Source organism: Caballeronia sp. AZ10_KS36 (assembly GCF_023631105.1).
Taxonomy (GTDB): domain Bacteria; phylum Pseudomonadota; class Gammaproteobacteria; order Burkholderiales; family Burkholderiaceae; genus Caballeronia.
The window spans coordinates 263725-277660 of sequence record NZ_JALQDQ010000001.1 but is presented as its reverse complement, the minus strand read 5'-3'; the positions used below and the strand labels follow the sequence as shown (position 1 = coordinate 277660).

Genomic DNA, 13936 nt, shown 5'->3' with positions numbered 1-13936 from the left:
TCGAAAGACGGCCCGTCCGTTGTCATAGCAGCGCGAAGAGGCTCAGTTCACGCTGTCATCCGCGAGCGACTGCGACTGTTCGCGCGCCGCTCGGACTTCTTGCTGCGTGAGGCCTTCGATCTTCACTTTCTGCGTCCCCGCGCCGCGCATGCCGAGCGCGGCGGCGGCGGCATACGACAGGTCGATCACCCGGCCGCGCACGTAAGGACCCCGATCGTTGATCTTCACCACGACGGTCTTGTGATTCGACTCGTTCGTCACGCGCACCCATGACGCGAGCGGCAGCGTGCGGTGGGCGGCGGTCATCGCGTTCATGTCGAACTTCTCGCCGCTTGCCGTCTTGCGGCCATGGAACCAGCGGCCGTACCACGAAGCCTTGCCCTGCTGTTCAAACGTGCCGACGTCCGGACCGTCGGTGATCGGCTGCGCGTCGGACAGCGACTGGCTCTTGTTCGCGGTGTCGGCCGGAACCGTGCTCAGGTTCGTGTCGAATGCGAGCGGCGCATTCGAGCGGGCACTCGCCATGCTAATAGTAGGCGTGGTCTGATGATATGACGCGACGTCGCCCGAACCGGGCGCGGCGCAACCTGCCAGGACGCCGACAGCGAACAGGCTTGCGATATGTCGAATGAATCGAGCATTCATAGGCGGTTACCAACGGTAAAAGGGCCGCCGCGCCGCGCTCGTGGGCGCGCGTCAGGCAGCCAAAGGCTTCTCCGCGCAAAGCAGCGCGCCGCTCGCCTCGGCGAACGGCAGACTGATGCTCGGATGCGGCGTACTCGTGCCGCAAACGCCCGGTTATCGTTCACGTCTGGCGCAACCTGTCCCCGGCAGCCTGACCAGACCCCACATGCCGCCATCGAACGTGGCATCACGCTCGTGCCCGCCTCGACCACGAGACGGCGCAGGAACGGCGGCGTAGGCCCCATCCAGCGTGACAGCGGCAAAGGCCGTCGAACGGACGCGCAGCGCCCGGCTGGACAAGACGTGTGCACCTACAAGAAGGTGCGTTGAGTTGCAGTTGCGAGGCTTTTGGCCCCTAACAGCTTACTGATGGCGATTGTAAAAACGCACAGGCGTTTCGGCAGTCGCCCATTGACGGCATGGCCAAATCCATGCACTGGTGAGCCCATTATACAAAAAAAGCGGGGTTTGGCTGCGCCGACTGTGGAAATCGTCATTGATTCTGCCTATGACCGCAAGAATTTCCGATTGCGATAGCCCTTTCGCGCGTCCGCCACGCGACCGTCGCGGCTCCGAAGCCGCCGGTACAATGAACGTTTTTACAGGCGCCGTCCCCCGGACAGACCGATGAAAGTCACTCTCGTTCCCGTTACGCCGTTCCAACAGAACTGCTCTATCGTCGTCTGTGAGGCGACGCGCCGCGCGGCCGTCGTCGATCCGGGCGGCGACATCGAGCGGATTATCGCGGAGGTGGATCGGCAGGGCGTGACGGTCGAGAAGGTTCTGCTCACGCACGGTCATCTGGATCATTGTGGCGGCGCGAAGGCGCTCGCGGATCATTACGGCGTGCAGATCGAAGGGCCGCAGAAGGAAGACGCGTTCTGGATCGACCAGTTGCCGGCGCAGTCACAGCGGTTCGGCTTCGCGAACGCGCAAGCGTTCACGCCCGACCGATGGCTCGAAGACGGCGAGACGGTCCAGTTCGGCAACGAGACGATGGAAGTCTTCTTCTGCCCTGGCCACACGCCGGGGCATGTCGTGTTCTTCAGCCGCGAGCATCGGCTTGCGTTCGTCGGAGACGTGCTGTTTGCCGGTTCCATCGGCCGAACGGACTTTCCGCGCGGCAATCACGCCGAGCTTATCCGCTCGATCCGCGAGAAGCTCTGGCCGCTCGGCGACGACGTCACGTTCGTTCCGGGTCACGGCCCGGCGTCGACCTTCGGCGAAGAACGCCGCACGAATCCGTTCGTGCGCGATGGAGTCGCCGCATGAACGCAATCCCCGAAATCTACGTCAGCACGGACGTCGAAGCAGACGGACCGATTCCCGGCCCGCACTCGATGCTGAGTTTCGCGTCGGCGGCGTACACGGCCGACAAGCAACTCATCGCCACCTTTTCCGCGAATCTCGAAACGCTGGAAGGCGCGGCCCCGCATCCGGTGCAGGCCGCGTGGTGGAAAACGCAGCCCGAAGCGTGGGCCGCATGCCGGACCGATCTGCAAAAGCCGGAAGTGGCGCTCGTGAACTACGTCGAATGGGTCGAGGCGCTGCCGGGCAAGCCCGTGTTCGTCGCGTATCCCGCGGGCTTCGACTTCACGCACATGTTCTGGTACATGATGCGCTTCGCTCAACGCTGCCCGTTTTCGTGGTCGGCGCTCGACATGAAGACGCTCGCTTTCGCCATCACCGGCCTGCCGTATCGGAAGGCGATCAAGCCGCGCTTGCCGAAGCACTGGTTCGACGACTTGCCGCACACGCATGTGGCGCTCGACGACGCCATCGAGCAAGGCGCGCTCTTCTGCAACATGCTCGCCGATCTGCGCGCCGCACAGGCGGCTTTGGCGTCATCGCAAGCGGCAGCGAGCGCTGACGAACCGACGGAAAGTGATCCGGAAGGTAAAACACCGCCCGCAGAGCCAGTGAGTTAGGGAATCTCCCTCGCTGCGCCCACGTTGCATTGCGCTTCTTTTCTGGGGCCTCTACCATTGGAGTCAGATCGCGACCGAACGGAGGCGCAGTTGACTCTCGATACATTTTCACAAAAAATCCTGCGTCTTCTGCAACTGGACGCTCGCCGTTCCGTTCAGGAAATCTCCGATCAGGTCGGGCTGTCGAGTACGCCGTGCTGGCGCCGTATCAAGGACATGGAGCAGTCCGGCGTCATTCAGCGTTATACGGCGCTGCTCGACCGTGAAAAGCTCGGGCTGCACGTCTGCGCGCTCGCGCATATTCATTTGACGCGCCATACGGAAGGCGGCGTCGAGCAATTCGAGCGCGAAATCGCGACCTGTCCCGAAGTGACCGAGTGCTACAGCACGACGGGCGAATCCGATTACATCCTGAAGATCGTCGCGCCCGATATCAAGGCGTACGACGCGTTTCTTCACGACCGCATCTTCAAGATTCCGGCCGTCGCGCAAGTGCGCACGAGCGTCGTGCTCCGCGAAATCAAGTTCGATACGCAATTGCCGCTTTAGAAGCGCGCGCCTGACCCCGATGCGTTTTGTGCGGGTTGAGGCGCGGCCACTCTCACGGCCTGCGTCACGCGAATTTGACGCGCGCCCAGTCGTTGCCTGAGCACGTCCAGATTCACATTCGCGAGTCGGGGCGCCGTCTCGCTTTGTGCCGCGTACGGCAAAACAATTTCCACGTCGAAGCCGCGCTTCAGATAGTGCAGGTTCAGTGTATCGACGGATAAGCCGTGTTCCGAAAACGCAGCGGTAACCGCCTTCGTCACCGTGCAACGCAGCGGAAAATTGCCGGGCAGCGGATTCACCGCATCGCTTTCCGGATCGACGTGGATGAGCGCGTCGATTACCCGGGAATCGGTCAGGATATGCGCCCGCGCGGACTCGGCGATGTAATGACCCTCCGACACGGAAATCAGCGGGTCCACGAGAATGTGCGCATCGACAATGGCGAGATCGCCCATTTTGCGGGTCCGCAAATCGTGCACATCGCGTACGCCGGGTGTTGCCAGCAAAATGCCGCGAAAATCGGTCGTGGTCGATTCATCCAGCGCACGGTCCGAAAGGTCTTGCAGCGCATCCCACGCGAACGTCCATCCCATTCGGCCTACCATAAAACCCACGAGCGCCGCCGCAATGGGATCGAGAATACGGAACCCCGCAATACTGCCGACGATGCCGAGCGCGACGACAAGCGAAGACGCCGCATCCGATCGCGCATGCCACGCATTCGCGACGAGCATTGCGGACCGGACGCGTTCGGCCGCGCGCAGCATATAGCGAAACAGCGCCTCTTTGGACACGAGAACGATTATGGCAACGACCAATGCGCTCGCATGAACCGGCGGGATTGCGCCGAGATTCATGATGCGCACGCCCGCGCGCCACAACATGCCGATACCGACGGCAATCAGCAATCCACCGAGGAATAGCGAAGCCACCGTTTCGTAACGGCTGTGACCATAGTTGTGATCCACATCCGGTACGGCCGCCGCCTTTCGGTTCGCAATCAGAACCACGAGATCCGAAACGATATCGGCGAGTGAATGAACGCCGTCCGCAATCAGTGCCTGCGAATGCGCAGTCAGACCGACCGCGAGTTGTGCGGTAGTGAGTCCGCTGTTGAGCGCAATACTCGCCCAGGTTGTTCGAACTGCGACATCGTGCTTTTCCGTTGCGTGCGCCGTCGAAAGTGTCATGTAAAGTGCTCGGGGTGTCCATTGACTGCATTTTATCAGCCACGCACCGCTTCCGCTTTCAAATCAACAACTTAATAACGCGACGCATTCTCGCCAAACGATTAACTGAACGCAGTGCGCGAATAGCCGCGGCGCCAACAAAAAGGCCGCGCCATTGGGCGCGGCCTTTTGTGGTCCGACTGAAGCGCGGCTTATTTCCCGATTAGGAAACTATCGCGGTCCTGGCCCGCAATCCACTTCGGCGGCTTGCCACGGCCGGACCAGGTGCTGCCGCTCTCGGGATCACGATATTTCGGCGCGACACCGGTGCGGCTGCGCGATGACTTAGCGGCTTTCGCGCCCCGGCCGCCGGCCAATTCCTGAAGCGTGATGCCGTAATCGGCCATTTTCTGCTTGATCTCATTAAGTACTTCGGCGTATTCGCGCGACTTCGCTTCTTCGATCTGACGCTCGAGAGACTCGCGCTGTGCGAGCAGTTCCTTGTATGAAGGCATGGCAAATCCCTAAGTAGTGTATTGGCTTGCGAGTCGAGTGCTCGCTCTTCGGTTATCAGTATAGCCTCGGACTGAATCGCAGATTAACACATTTCAGCTAAATCGCGGCATAGAAGGATTGCGATTAAGTGTATTGGCTAATTACTCGTAACATTTGCCGACTCGTTCGCCGTTTCGAACGCTGACGCACGGGCGTAAATCTCCGATTCAGTGTCCGATGAGCGTGAGAATCGCATGAGACGAAAACAACGCGTTCCACTTGGCAAACAAATTCTCATCGGATGGCAGCTTCCGGTGCAGTTTGTTGCCTAAAGAACAGTCGGGAACAGTCAGCGGCACTGTAAACCGCATGCAAGTGCCGATGCGTCCTACGCGTGTCGTTCGAAACAGTCGATCAGCGCGGCTTTCAATTCTTTTGCATCGAGCTTGGGTTTATCGAATGTAAAACGATTGCGCGCGCCCGAATCAAGCAAATCGCAGCCATACCGGTCTATCCCCAATAATCGGATGTCGGCTGGCCGGCTTGCATGAGTCTCGGAGAATGCGCAAAGCGCGGCTTCTTCGTCGTCGCTCAACGGTTCCAGCGGATCTATTTCATTTCCGTCGAGCCAGCCCATTGCGCCAAAGCCGCCGATAAAGCGCATGCGCGCTGTCGACAGTATCCAGAAGGCGAAGTCGCCTAATGCGAGATAACGCGCCGCATCCGGGTGATAGCGCAGATATCGCCGCGCGAGTTGTTCGTGATCCGATTTCGCCGCAGGTTCGAACGTGCCCAGCAGAGTCAGGCGCTGACCTTCGAGAACGCTTGCGCCATTGGCATGCGCGACGAGAAAGCCGGCGCGCGGGTCGGCTTGAAGATTACGCGTGTGTTCAGCGAGGTGACTGATGAGCAGCATCGGCGCGTGCCGCGCGGTCAGCGCGAATGGCAACGCAGTCGGATAAGGAAAGCCCGCCGGATCGCGCGAATGAGTCGCGAGCGTTCCTTCGGAAACACGATGCAGCAAATGAAGCGGCGCTTGCGGCGGAATATTCATGAAGACAGCTCGGCAGGTGAGTTGCCGAAAATGGTAATTCAGCGCGGTCAGCGTGTCTCCTGGCCGTTCGATAGAATCGTAAGCTCTCGCGAAAGGCGGCATGATCGGCGGTTGTCCCGCGTCATTGCCGCCGCGCGCCACTTTTCCAACGGCTCAACCGTGTCCGACTCGACTTCCGCTTCTTCCGCCCGCGAGTCCAATCCATCGCTCGCGGTACATCGCAGTCTCCCTCAAGCCACACGCCAGCGCGCACGCTACGCCACGATGGCCGTCTTCTTCATCGCCGGCATGATGTACGCGTCGTGGGGCGTCCACGTCCCGACCGTGCGCGACAAGTTCGCGCTCAGTCCCGGCATGCTGTCGCTCGCATTGTTCGCGGTCGCCGGCGGCTCCATCTTCACGATGATCACCACCGGATCGTGGATCGCGCGCGCCGGCACACGCACGGCCTGCATGGCGGGCGGCATCGCGATGACGGTATGCGGCGCGCTCATCCTCCTCGTGCCGTCTTTCTGGCTGCTGCTGATCGTGCTCGCGCTGTTCGGCGCGGGCATGGCCACGCTCGACGTCGCGATGAACGCCGAAGCAAGCGCCGTCGAAGAGGCGCTCGGGCGGCCGATCATGTCGTCGCTGCACGGCATGTTCAGCATCGGCGGGATGGCGGGCGCGGCAATCGGCGGCACGCTCCTCGCGCACGGGCTCGCGCCGGCGGCGCATCTGGCGCTCGCGGCGGGCGCGAGTCTTATTGTGCTGCTGGCTTCGATGCCGTCGGTTCTGCCGCACGTGCCGCATCACGAGGCGCACGCGAAGGCCTCGTCGTCGAACCGCTGGCGCTCGGGGGCGCTGTGGGCGTTGGGCGGCCTCGCGCTCGTCGCGCTGATCGCGGAAGGCGCCATGTACGACTGGGCCACCGTCTATATGCGCGATGTCGTCGAGGCGTCGCCGTCGTTGTCGAGCGCCGCCTACGCCGCATTCTCCGGCGGCATGGCGGCCGGGCGTTTCGGCGGCGATGCGGTGCGCGCGCGCTTCGGCGCGCCGCAACTCGTGTTCGGCAGCGCGGGCCTCGCGTTCGTCGGCATGGTGATGGCGCTCGTCGTGCCGAACGCGTTGGTCACGATGACGGGCTTCACGCTGATGGGCCTCGGACTCGCCAACATGATGCCGGTGCTTTTCGCGGCAGCGGCGCGCGTCGAAGGCGTCACGGCGGCCGAAGGGCTCGCGCAGGTCGCCGGGCTCGCGTACTTCGGTCTGCTGCTCGGGCCGGTGCTGATCGGCGGCGTCGCGCAGGTGAGCACTTTGCCCATCGGCTTGTGCGTCGTCGCGGCGTGCTGCGCGGCGATCGCGCTCATCGGTCCGCGCATCCTCAGGCGCCTGAAGATATAAAAAAACGCGCGGACCTTCGAAGTCCGCGCGTTCTTCCGAGCTTACGCCCGCCCGCGATTACATCTTGACGACGTCGAGCAGCGTCTTCTTGCCTGCCTTGTAGTCGTACAGCGAGATCACGCCGTGCTTCAGGTCGCCCTTCGAATCGAAGGTCGTCTGGCCGATCACGCCCTTGTAGTCCGTGTTCGGCATCGCGGCGAGGATCTTGGCCGGATCGACCGAGTTCGCGCGCTTCATTGCGTCGACGACGATGTACACGGCGTCATACGTGAACGGCGCGTAGATCTGGATCGGCTGGCCGAAACGCTTCTGATACTTCGCGGCGAACGCCTGACCGCCTTCCATCTTTTCCAGCGCCATGCCTGCTTCCGAGCACACGACGTTGTCGGTCGCGTCGCCGGCCAGGTCAGCCAGCTTTTCCGTGCAGACGCCGTCGCCCGCGAGCACCTTCGCGCGCAGGCCGAGCTGCTTCGCCTGCTTGGCAAACGGGCCGCCGGTCGCGTCCATGCCGCCGTACATCACGGCGTCGGGGTTCTCGCCCTTGATCTTCGTCAGAATCGCGCGGAAGTCCACGGCCTTGTCGTTGGTCGCGTCGTGCGAGACGACCTTCAGACCCAGCGACTTCGCGGTCTTCTCGAACTCGTTCGCGAGGCCCTGGCCGTAGGCGGTCGAGTCGTCGACCACGGCGACGCTCTTCACCTTCAGGTTCTTCGCCGCGTAGTTCGCGAGCGCCGGGCCTTGCTGCGCATCGGTCGCGACGACGCGGTACGTCGTCTTGAAGCCTTGCTGCGTGTAGGTCGGGTTCGTTGCGGACGGCGAGATCTGGACGATGCCCGCGTCGCTATAAATCTTCGATGCCGGGATGGACGTACCGGAGTTCAGGTGGCCGACCACTGCGACGACCTTGTCGTCGACGAGCTTCTGCGCGACTTGCGTAGCGGTACGCGGGTCGGCTGCGTCGTCTTGCGGGTCCAGTTGCAGGGTGATCTTCTGGCCGCCGATGGTGAGACCCTTCGCGTTGATCTCTTCGACTGCGAGCCGCGCGCCGTTTTCGTTGTCCTTGCCGAGGTGAGCGATACCGCCGGTCAGCGGAGCGACGTGACCGATCTTGACGACCTGGTCGGCTGCTGCGGACGTTGCCAACGTAGCGAACAGCACGGCTGCGGCGCTGATCGGCAACACTTTGTGAAGCTTGGTGTTCATGTAAGTCTCCAGTTTCGGTCCCAAAAACAACGTAATCGCCCTGTGCCCCGTCTTTCATCACGATCGCTCAGTCCCGTGGACGACCACGCCGGATGCATCGTATTGCACTTGGCAAGTCCTTCCGGCCGGCTGTTCGTGGCAGCCGCCATCCGCACCGCGCGAGAAGTGTAGGGTTGTCAAATTAATTTAGGGAAGTTTTTTAAGATACTGGTGTGACTACCGATTAACGGCCAGTTGAGAACGCCGCCCGTTTGTGGTGGCGATTGCGCCGCGAGGCCCAACCGATGCGGGTTTCGGCCCGGCCTTTACGCCCTCTGCCAGTCTGCCGATAATCGCGCGGCGCTGGTCGCCATTAGCCGGTTTCAAAAGCCGTTTAACGCCTGGCTTTAGGCATGCGCCTCTAAAAATCGCCTGCCTGGTCAATCCGCGTGCCTGCTTCCCGCCAACGACTGACCGCGCTCAGGCGGCTGAAAGGGAAAGCTGGCAAACTCACTCGCCTGTTCTTATCAGTCAACCGAGCAAGGAGCATCGACGTGACCGTAACCGTGACTTCCCGATGGATCGACATTCCCGCCGACGGCGGCAGCTTCCAGGGCTACCTCGCGCTGCCCAAGACGGGGACGGGGCCCGCCGTGATCATCCTGCAGGAGATCTTCGGCGTGAACGCGCATATCCGCAGCGTCGCCGATCAATACGCCGCCGATGGCTATGTCGCGCTCGCCCCCGACGTTTTCTGGCGCACGCAGCCGCGCGTCGAACTGGGCTACGAAGGCGCGGATCGCGAGAAGGCGATGGAACTGCTGCAAAAGACCGACCTGGATTCGGCCGTCGCCGATGTCGGCGCGGCTGCCAAGGCGCTGCGCGCGCTGCCGGAAGTAAGCGGCAAGGTCGCCGCGATCGGCTATTGCTTCGGCGGCCGGCTCGCGTATCTCGCGGCGGCGCAAGGCTCGGTGGATGCGGCCGTGGCCTACTATGGCGGCGGCATTCAGAATCAATTGGATAAGGCCGATCAGGTGAAAGCGCCGATCCAGTTCCACTACGGCGAACTCGACGCGCACATTCCCGCCGATGCCGTCGATGCGGTGCGCCAGCGTTTCGCCGGCTGCGCGGATTCGGAACTGTACGTCTACCCGGCCGCCGATCACGGCTTCAACTGCGGCGATCGCGCGTCGTACAACGCGAAGGCGTCGGCGCTCGCGCACGGCCGCACGCTGACGTTCCTCGGCCAGCACCTGTAAGCAGCGAAGCGCGCGCGGCGAACGCCGCGCGCCGTCATATCAGCGCGGGCAATCCCTCGACCAGCAGGAACGCGACGAGCACGCCCACCAGCGCGCCGCACGCTCGAAGCACGTTGTTCTTGAAGTGCGATGCGCACGGAATGGCGCCGAGGAACAGCGCGCCGGCAAGCGCCATCGGGATGACCAGAATGAAATCGCCGATCGTGAAATACGTCATGGTGCGTCTCCCATCGTCCTGCTTTTCTTGCTCGAATCGTGTCGGCGCAAATGTGCGCATCGACGATTCGAGTATAGGCGGCGGGAGAAAGCGCGTTGCGCCGTCGTCGCGAAACAGGGCTCGCTGAAAACGCCGAAGCCTTGCGACAGAAGGCTCCGCGGCCCGCGTTATTAAGCGAACGCGGTAAAACCCTTAGTTTCGTCCGATTTCATTCGGCTTTCGACGGCGAGCGGATCAGCGCCCGTTCGCGACGGTTCAGATAAGCGGCAGCCGCGACGCCGAGCACAAGCAGTCCCGCGATCAAGCCGGCCACGCCCGGCCAACCGAAGCCGGTCCAGAAGTGACCGCCATACGATCCGATCAGACTCGATCCCAGGTAATACGCCAGCAGATACAGCGCGGCGGCTTGGCCCTTGGCCTGTTTCGCGAGCCGGCCGACCCAGCCGCTCGCCACCGAATGGCCCGCGAAGAAGCCGAACGTGAGGCACGCGATTCCGCCGATGATCACCGGCAGCGACATCGAAAGCGTCAGCGCGATGCCGGTCATCATCAGCACGATCGCGGCGATCAGCACGCGGCCACGGCCGAAGACATCGGCCATCTTGCCCGACCACGGCGACGCGACCACGCCGGTGAGATACACGGTGAAAATGGCGCCGATCTGCGTCTGATTGAGACCGAACGGCGCGCCCAGCAGCCGATAACCGACGTAGTTGTACACCGTGACGAAGCTGCCCATCAGCACGAAGCCGATCAGAAAGAGAAACGGCAGGCCGCCATGCCGCAAATGCCCGACCAGCGAACTCCGGTGATGCGAGAACCCGACGCCGCGCCGCGGCTTGAAGCGTCGCGACGGCGGCAGCAGCGACCGGAACGCGAGCGTCGCGAGCAGTCCGAGCACGCCGATGCCGCCGATCGCCACGCGCCAGCCGAAGAAGTCCGCGAGCACGCCGCTGATCACGCGCCCGGCCATGCCGCCGATCGCCGTGCCGCCGACATAGAGGCCCATCGCAAGGCCGAGTCCTTCGGGATGCACTTCTTCCGCGAGATACGCCATCGCGACGGCCGGCACGCCGCCGAGCGCGAAGCCTTCGAGCGCGCGCACCACGAGCAGCGCGTGCCAGTTCGGCAGCAACGCCGCGATTACCGTCAGCACCGACGACGCGAGCAGCGACAGCGTCATCAAGCGGTGGCGGCTCCAGCTTTCCGAGACGAATCCCGCGATGAAAATCGCCACCGCCAACGCCGCCGTGCTCACCGACACCGCGAGCGCGCTGACCGCCGGGCTGACGCCGAAGTCCTTCGTGAACTCCGGAAGCAGCGGCTGCACGCAGTACAGCAGCGAAAACGTCGCGTAGCCCGCGAAGAGCAACGCGAGCGCAGCGCGCCAGTAAGCTCGCGAGCCGCGCTCCAGATAGAGTTCCGCAGACGCGGGCGGCACATCTTTGCGCTGCGGCGCGGGTGATGCGTTCACGAATGAAGTCTCCGCTTAAAACTGAAACCCTCAACGATACGCCGTCCCTCAGGGTTTTGCCGGATGCAGCGGCGCATTCCATGTGCCGCGGACAGCAAACATGCGTCGAACGTCTGCGCTGGGCAACAAATCGCGGCATTGGGCATCGCGTTTGCGCGTTGCCATAGGCTAAAGTAAGCGCACAATCGTTCATGAAAGCCGCGCAGGTCGCGCTTCCCGCAACAAAGACGCGGCGATTGTCTGGTGCACGCGCCGTCACAAGCCCGTGCTGTTGGAACATATGACCGGCGTCTCATTGAGCCGGCATGGAAACGGGGATTCATCATGCAAATCGGTTCGATTGTCCGCTCCGTGCATATTGCCGTGCCTCATGGCGCTCGCGGCATCGTCATGCGCATTCTCGGCGACATGGCCATGGTCGCGTGGTACGCGGGCGAGCCCGGCGTCACGAAGCTCCTGAACACGGAGCCGTTCTTTCTAGAAGACCTGATCGATACGGGCGACATCGTGCGCCCGTCGAACACGGTCGTTCATTGAGCGGCGTTGTGCCGGCGACCCGTGCGCCGAGTTGAAGCGACACTGATGCCCGCCGCCGGAAGGCGCACAATGCCGGAATGAACTCAAATCATTCCGACTCCGCCGGCGTCCCCGCTTCCGACGCCGCGCCGCCCTTCGCCGGCCTCACGCCCGAGCGCGTGCTCGACGCCGTCGACAGCGTGCTCCTGACCGCCGACGCGCGCACCGACGGCCGGCTGCTCGCGCTCAACAGCTACGAAAACCGCGTGTATCAGGTGGGCGTCGAAGACGGGCCGCCTGTCATCGCGAAGTTTTATCGGCCGGGGCGCTGGTCGAATGAAGCGATTCTCGAAGAACACGCGTTCGTCGCGAGCCTTGCCGCGCGCGAGATTCCGGCGGTTCCGGCACGCGTCGTTCAAGGCGCGACGCTCAACGAGTTCGAAGGCTTTCGCTTCGCCGTCTTCGATCGACGCGGCGGCCGCGCGCCCGACCTCGACAACCGCGAAACGCTCGAATGGCTCGGTCGCTTCATCGGGCGCATTCACGCCGTCGGCGGCATCGAGCCGTATCGCGAGCGGCCGACGCTCGATATCCACACCTTCGGCTATGAACCGCGCGATTTTCTGCTGACGCATGGCTTCGTGCCCGACGACGTGCGGGAAGCCTACGAGCGCGCCGTGTCGATGGCGCTGGACGGCGTCGCGCAATGCTTCGAGCGCGCCGGCGACGTGCGGCATCTGCGCATGCACGGCGACTGCCACCCGAGCAACGTGTTGTGGACGGACGCGGGCCCGCATTTCGTCGATTTCGACGACAGCCGCATGGGACCGGCGATTCAAGATTTGTGGCTCCTGCTTCCCGCCGGCCGCGCGGAAGCGTCGCGTGCGCTCTCCGATCTGCTCGCAGGCTACGAAGATTTCTGCGACTTCGACGAGCGCGAGCTGCATCTGATCGAGGCGCTTCGCACATTGCGGCTGATCCACTACGCCGCGTGGCTCGCCCGCCGCTGGGACGATCCCGCGTTCCCCGCCGCGTTCCCCTGGTTCAACACGCAGCGCTACTGGGAAGACCGCATCCTCGAACTGCGGGAGCAAATCGGCGCGATGCAGGAAGGGCCGCTCTGGCCCGTCTGAAATTTTTGGTGACGAAGCGGCGTCTTTGCGACGCCAGAAAGCATTGTGTCAGGCGTTTCGACGTGCAATGATAACGATTCTCATTTGCCCGCCCTGAACGACTGCGTCGGTCAGGGCGTGGCGTTGCCGACGAACCCGCCGACCCCGGAGAGACGCTTGAACGCGCCTGACACTTTCACCCCGCCGCCGACGCGCGACAACGCTCGTTACCGTCCGCAAGGACGCCCGATGGACCACGCCGACGAAGCCGCGCGCAAGAACCGCTCGCGCCGCTCGACGTTTCTCAAATGGTTGCGCAAGGTTCACGGCTGGGTCGGCTTGTGGGGCGCGCTGCTCGGTTTGCTATTCGGCGTGACCGGTTTTCTGCTGAACCACCGCGCGCCGCCGCTGCGCGTCTCGACTGGCGAGCCGCAAGTTTCGCAGATGCAGCTTCCGCTACCCGCGGGCGGTTTCAAGTCGCCGCGCGACATGGGCATGTGGCTCAAGAAGGAACTCCAACTCGACGGCAACGTCGGCCGCACGCGGCGCGAGCCGGCGCATCCCGTCGGCTGGGGCGACAAGAGCACGATGCAGCCCGAGCAGTGGTCGACGATGATCGCGTCGCCGGGCAGCAGTGTCATGGCGGAGTACTGGGTCGGCAACAACTTCGTCTCGGTGAAGCGCACCGAAAACACCTTCCTCGCGATGCTGACGAACCTTCACAAGGGCGTTGGCCTGAGCGTCGGCTGGGTGCTGCTGATCGACACGCTCGCCGGCAGTCTGATTCTTCTGTCGCTCACCGGCGTGCTCCTGTGGACCGAGCTGAACAAGCGGCGCACGGCGGGCGCGGCGATCGTGACGGTGTCGCTCGTCGCGATGATCGTGTGCGGGCTGATGTAAGCGGCAACGGCGGC

General features: G+C 63.2%; 15 protein-coding genes. 8 read left to right on the top strand and 7 right to left on the bottom strand.

Annotated elements, in window-relative coordinates; translation table 11 throughout:
* Window positions 1-42: 42 nt before the first annotated feature.
* Entirely contained in the window at window positions 43-645 is a 603-nt protein-coding gene (locus NCR35_RS01320) for a septal ring lytic transglycosylase RlpA family protein (protein ID WP_244847599.1), read from the bottom strand.
* 666 nt (window positions 646-1311) lie between these two features.
* On the opposite strand from NCR35_RS01320, the gene NCR35_RS01315 reads away from it, so the two are divergent.
* The 3 genes from NCR35_RS01315 (at window position 1312) to NCR35_RS01305 (ending at window position 3161) form a co-directional block, all read left to right on the top strand.
* Window positions 1312-1956 (top strand): MBL fold metallo-hydrolase, encoded by a 645-nt coding sequence (locus NCR35_RS01315; protein WP_244847598.1) that lies wholly within the window; start codon window positions 1312-1314, stop codon window positions 1954-1956.
* Complete coding sequence (locus NCR35_RS01310) at window positions 1953-2612, top strand: 3'-5' exonuclease family protein (protein ID WP_244847597.1); 660 nt, start codon at window positions 1953-1955, stop codon at window positions 2610-2612. The genes NCR35_RS01315 and NCR35_RS01310 overlap by 4 nt, the downstream gene beginning before the upstream one ends.
* Before the next feature lie 90 nt (window positions 2613-2702).
* Window positions 2703-3161, top strand: a complete 459-nt coding sequence (locus NCR35_RS01305) for an Lrp/AsnC family transcriptional regulator (protein WP_008352298.1) — start codon at window positions 2703-2705, stop codon at window positions 3159-3161.
* On the opposite strand, the gene NCR35_RS01300 is transcribed toward NCR35_RS01305, so the two are convergent.
* The 3 genes from NCR35_RS01300 to NCR35_RS01290 form a co-directional block, all read right to left on the bottom strand.
* Window positions 3158-4351 (bottom strand): cation diffusion facilitator family transporter, encoded by a 1194-nt coding sequence (locus tag NCR35_RS01300; protein WP_250532712.1) that lies wholly within the window; start codon window positions 4349-4351, stop codon window positions 3158-3160. The two genes, NCR35_RS01305 and NCR35_RS01300, sit on opposite strands and share 4 nt — an antisense overlap.
* 191 nt (window positions 4352-4542) lie before the next feature.
* Window positions 4543-4845 (bottom strand): H-NS histone family protein, encoded by a 303-nt coding sequence (locus NCR35_RS01295; RefSeq protein ID WP_250532711.1) that lies wholly within the window; start codon window positions 4843-4845, stop codon window positions 4543-4545.
* Between the two features lie 368 nt (window positions 4846-5213).
* Window positions 5214-5879 carry a HugZ family pyridoxamine 5'-phosphate oxidase gene (locus NCR35_RS01290; RefSeq protein ID WP_250532710.1) on the bottom strand — a complete coding sequence of 222 codons (666 nt, stop codon included), beginning with the start codon at window positions 5877-5879 and terminating at the stop codon, window positions 5214-5216.
* Window positions 5880-6038: 159 nt separating this feature from the next.
* Between NCR35_RS01290 and NCR35_RS01285 the strand changes: the two genes are divergently transcribed.
* On the top strand, window positions 6039-7262 hold the full coding sequence (locus NCR35_RS01285) for an MFS transporter (protein ID WP_250532707.1): 1224 nt from the start codon (window positions 6039-6041) through the stop codon (window positions 7260-7262).
* 57 nt (window positions 7263-7319) lie between these two features.
* Here NCR35_RS01285 and NCR35_RS01280 read toward each other — a convergent pair whose 3' ends face one another.
* Window positions 7320-8465, bottom strand: coding sequence for a branched-chain amino acid ABC transporter substrate-binding protein (locus NCR35_RS01280; protein ID WP_250532706.1), 1146 nt, complete (start codon window positions 8463-8465; stop codon window positions 7320-7322).
* A gap of 533 nt (window positions 8466-8998) precedes the next feature.
* Here NCR35_RS01280 and NCR35_RS01275 point away from each other — a divergent pair.
* Entirely contained in the window at window positions 8999-9703 is a 705-nt protein-coding gene (locus tag NCR35_RS01275) for a dienelactone hydrolase family protein (RefSeq protein ID WP_250532705.1), read from the top strand.
* Window positions 9704-9737: 34 nt separating this feature from the next.
* Here NCR35_RS01275 and NCR35_RS01270 read toward each other — a convergent pair whose 3' ends face one another.
* Entirely contained in the window at window positions 9738-9920 is a 183-nt protein-coding gene (locus NCR35_RS01270) for a hypothetical protein (RefSeq protein ID WP_175938812.1), read from the bottom strand.
* Window positions 9921-10128: 208 nt separating this feature from the next.
* Window positions 10129-11394 carry an MFS transporter gene (locus NCR35_RS01265; protein WP_250532704.1) on the bottom strand — a complete coding sequence of 422 codons (1266 nt, stop codon included), beginning with the start codon at window positions 11392-11394 and terminating at the stop codon, window positions 10129-10131.
* Between the two features lie 324 nt (window positions 11395-11718).
* Here NCR35_RS01265 and NCR35_RS01260 point away from each other — a divergent pair, with 324 nt between their 5' ends.
* The 3 genes from NCR35_RS01260 to NCR35_RS01250 all read left to right on the top strand — a co-directional run bounded on the left by NCR35_RS01260 (window position 11719) and on the right by NCR35_RS01250 (window position 13922).
* Complete coding sequence (locus NCR35_RS01260; RefSeq protein WP_250532702.1) at window positions 11719-11931, top strand: hypothetical protein; 213 nt, start codon at window positions 11719-11721, stop codon at window positions 11929-11931.
* A gap of 77 nt (window positions 11932-12008) precedes the next feature.
* A complete protein-coding gene (locus NCR35_RS01255; RefSeq protein ID WP_250532700.1) occupies window positions 12009-13043 on the top strand; it encodes a serine/threonine protein kinase in 1035 nt (344 codons plus the stop codon).
* Window positions 13044-13199: 156 nt separating this feature from the next.
* Window positions 13200-13922, top strand: coding sequence for a PepSY-associated TM helix domain-containing protein (locus NCR35_RS01250; protein WP_250532698.1), 723 nt, complete (start codon window positions 13200-13202; stop codon window positions 13920-13922).
* Window positions 13923-13936: the final 14 nt, after the last annotated feature.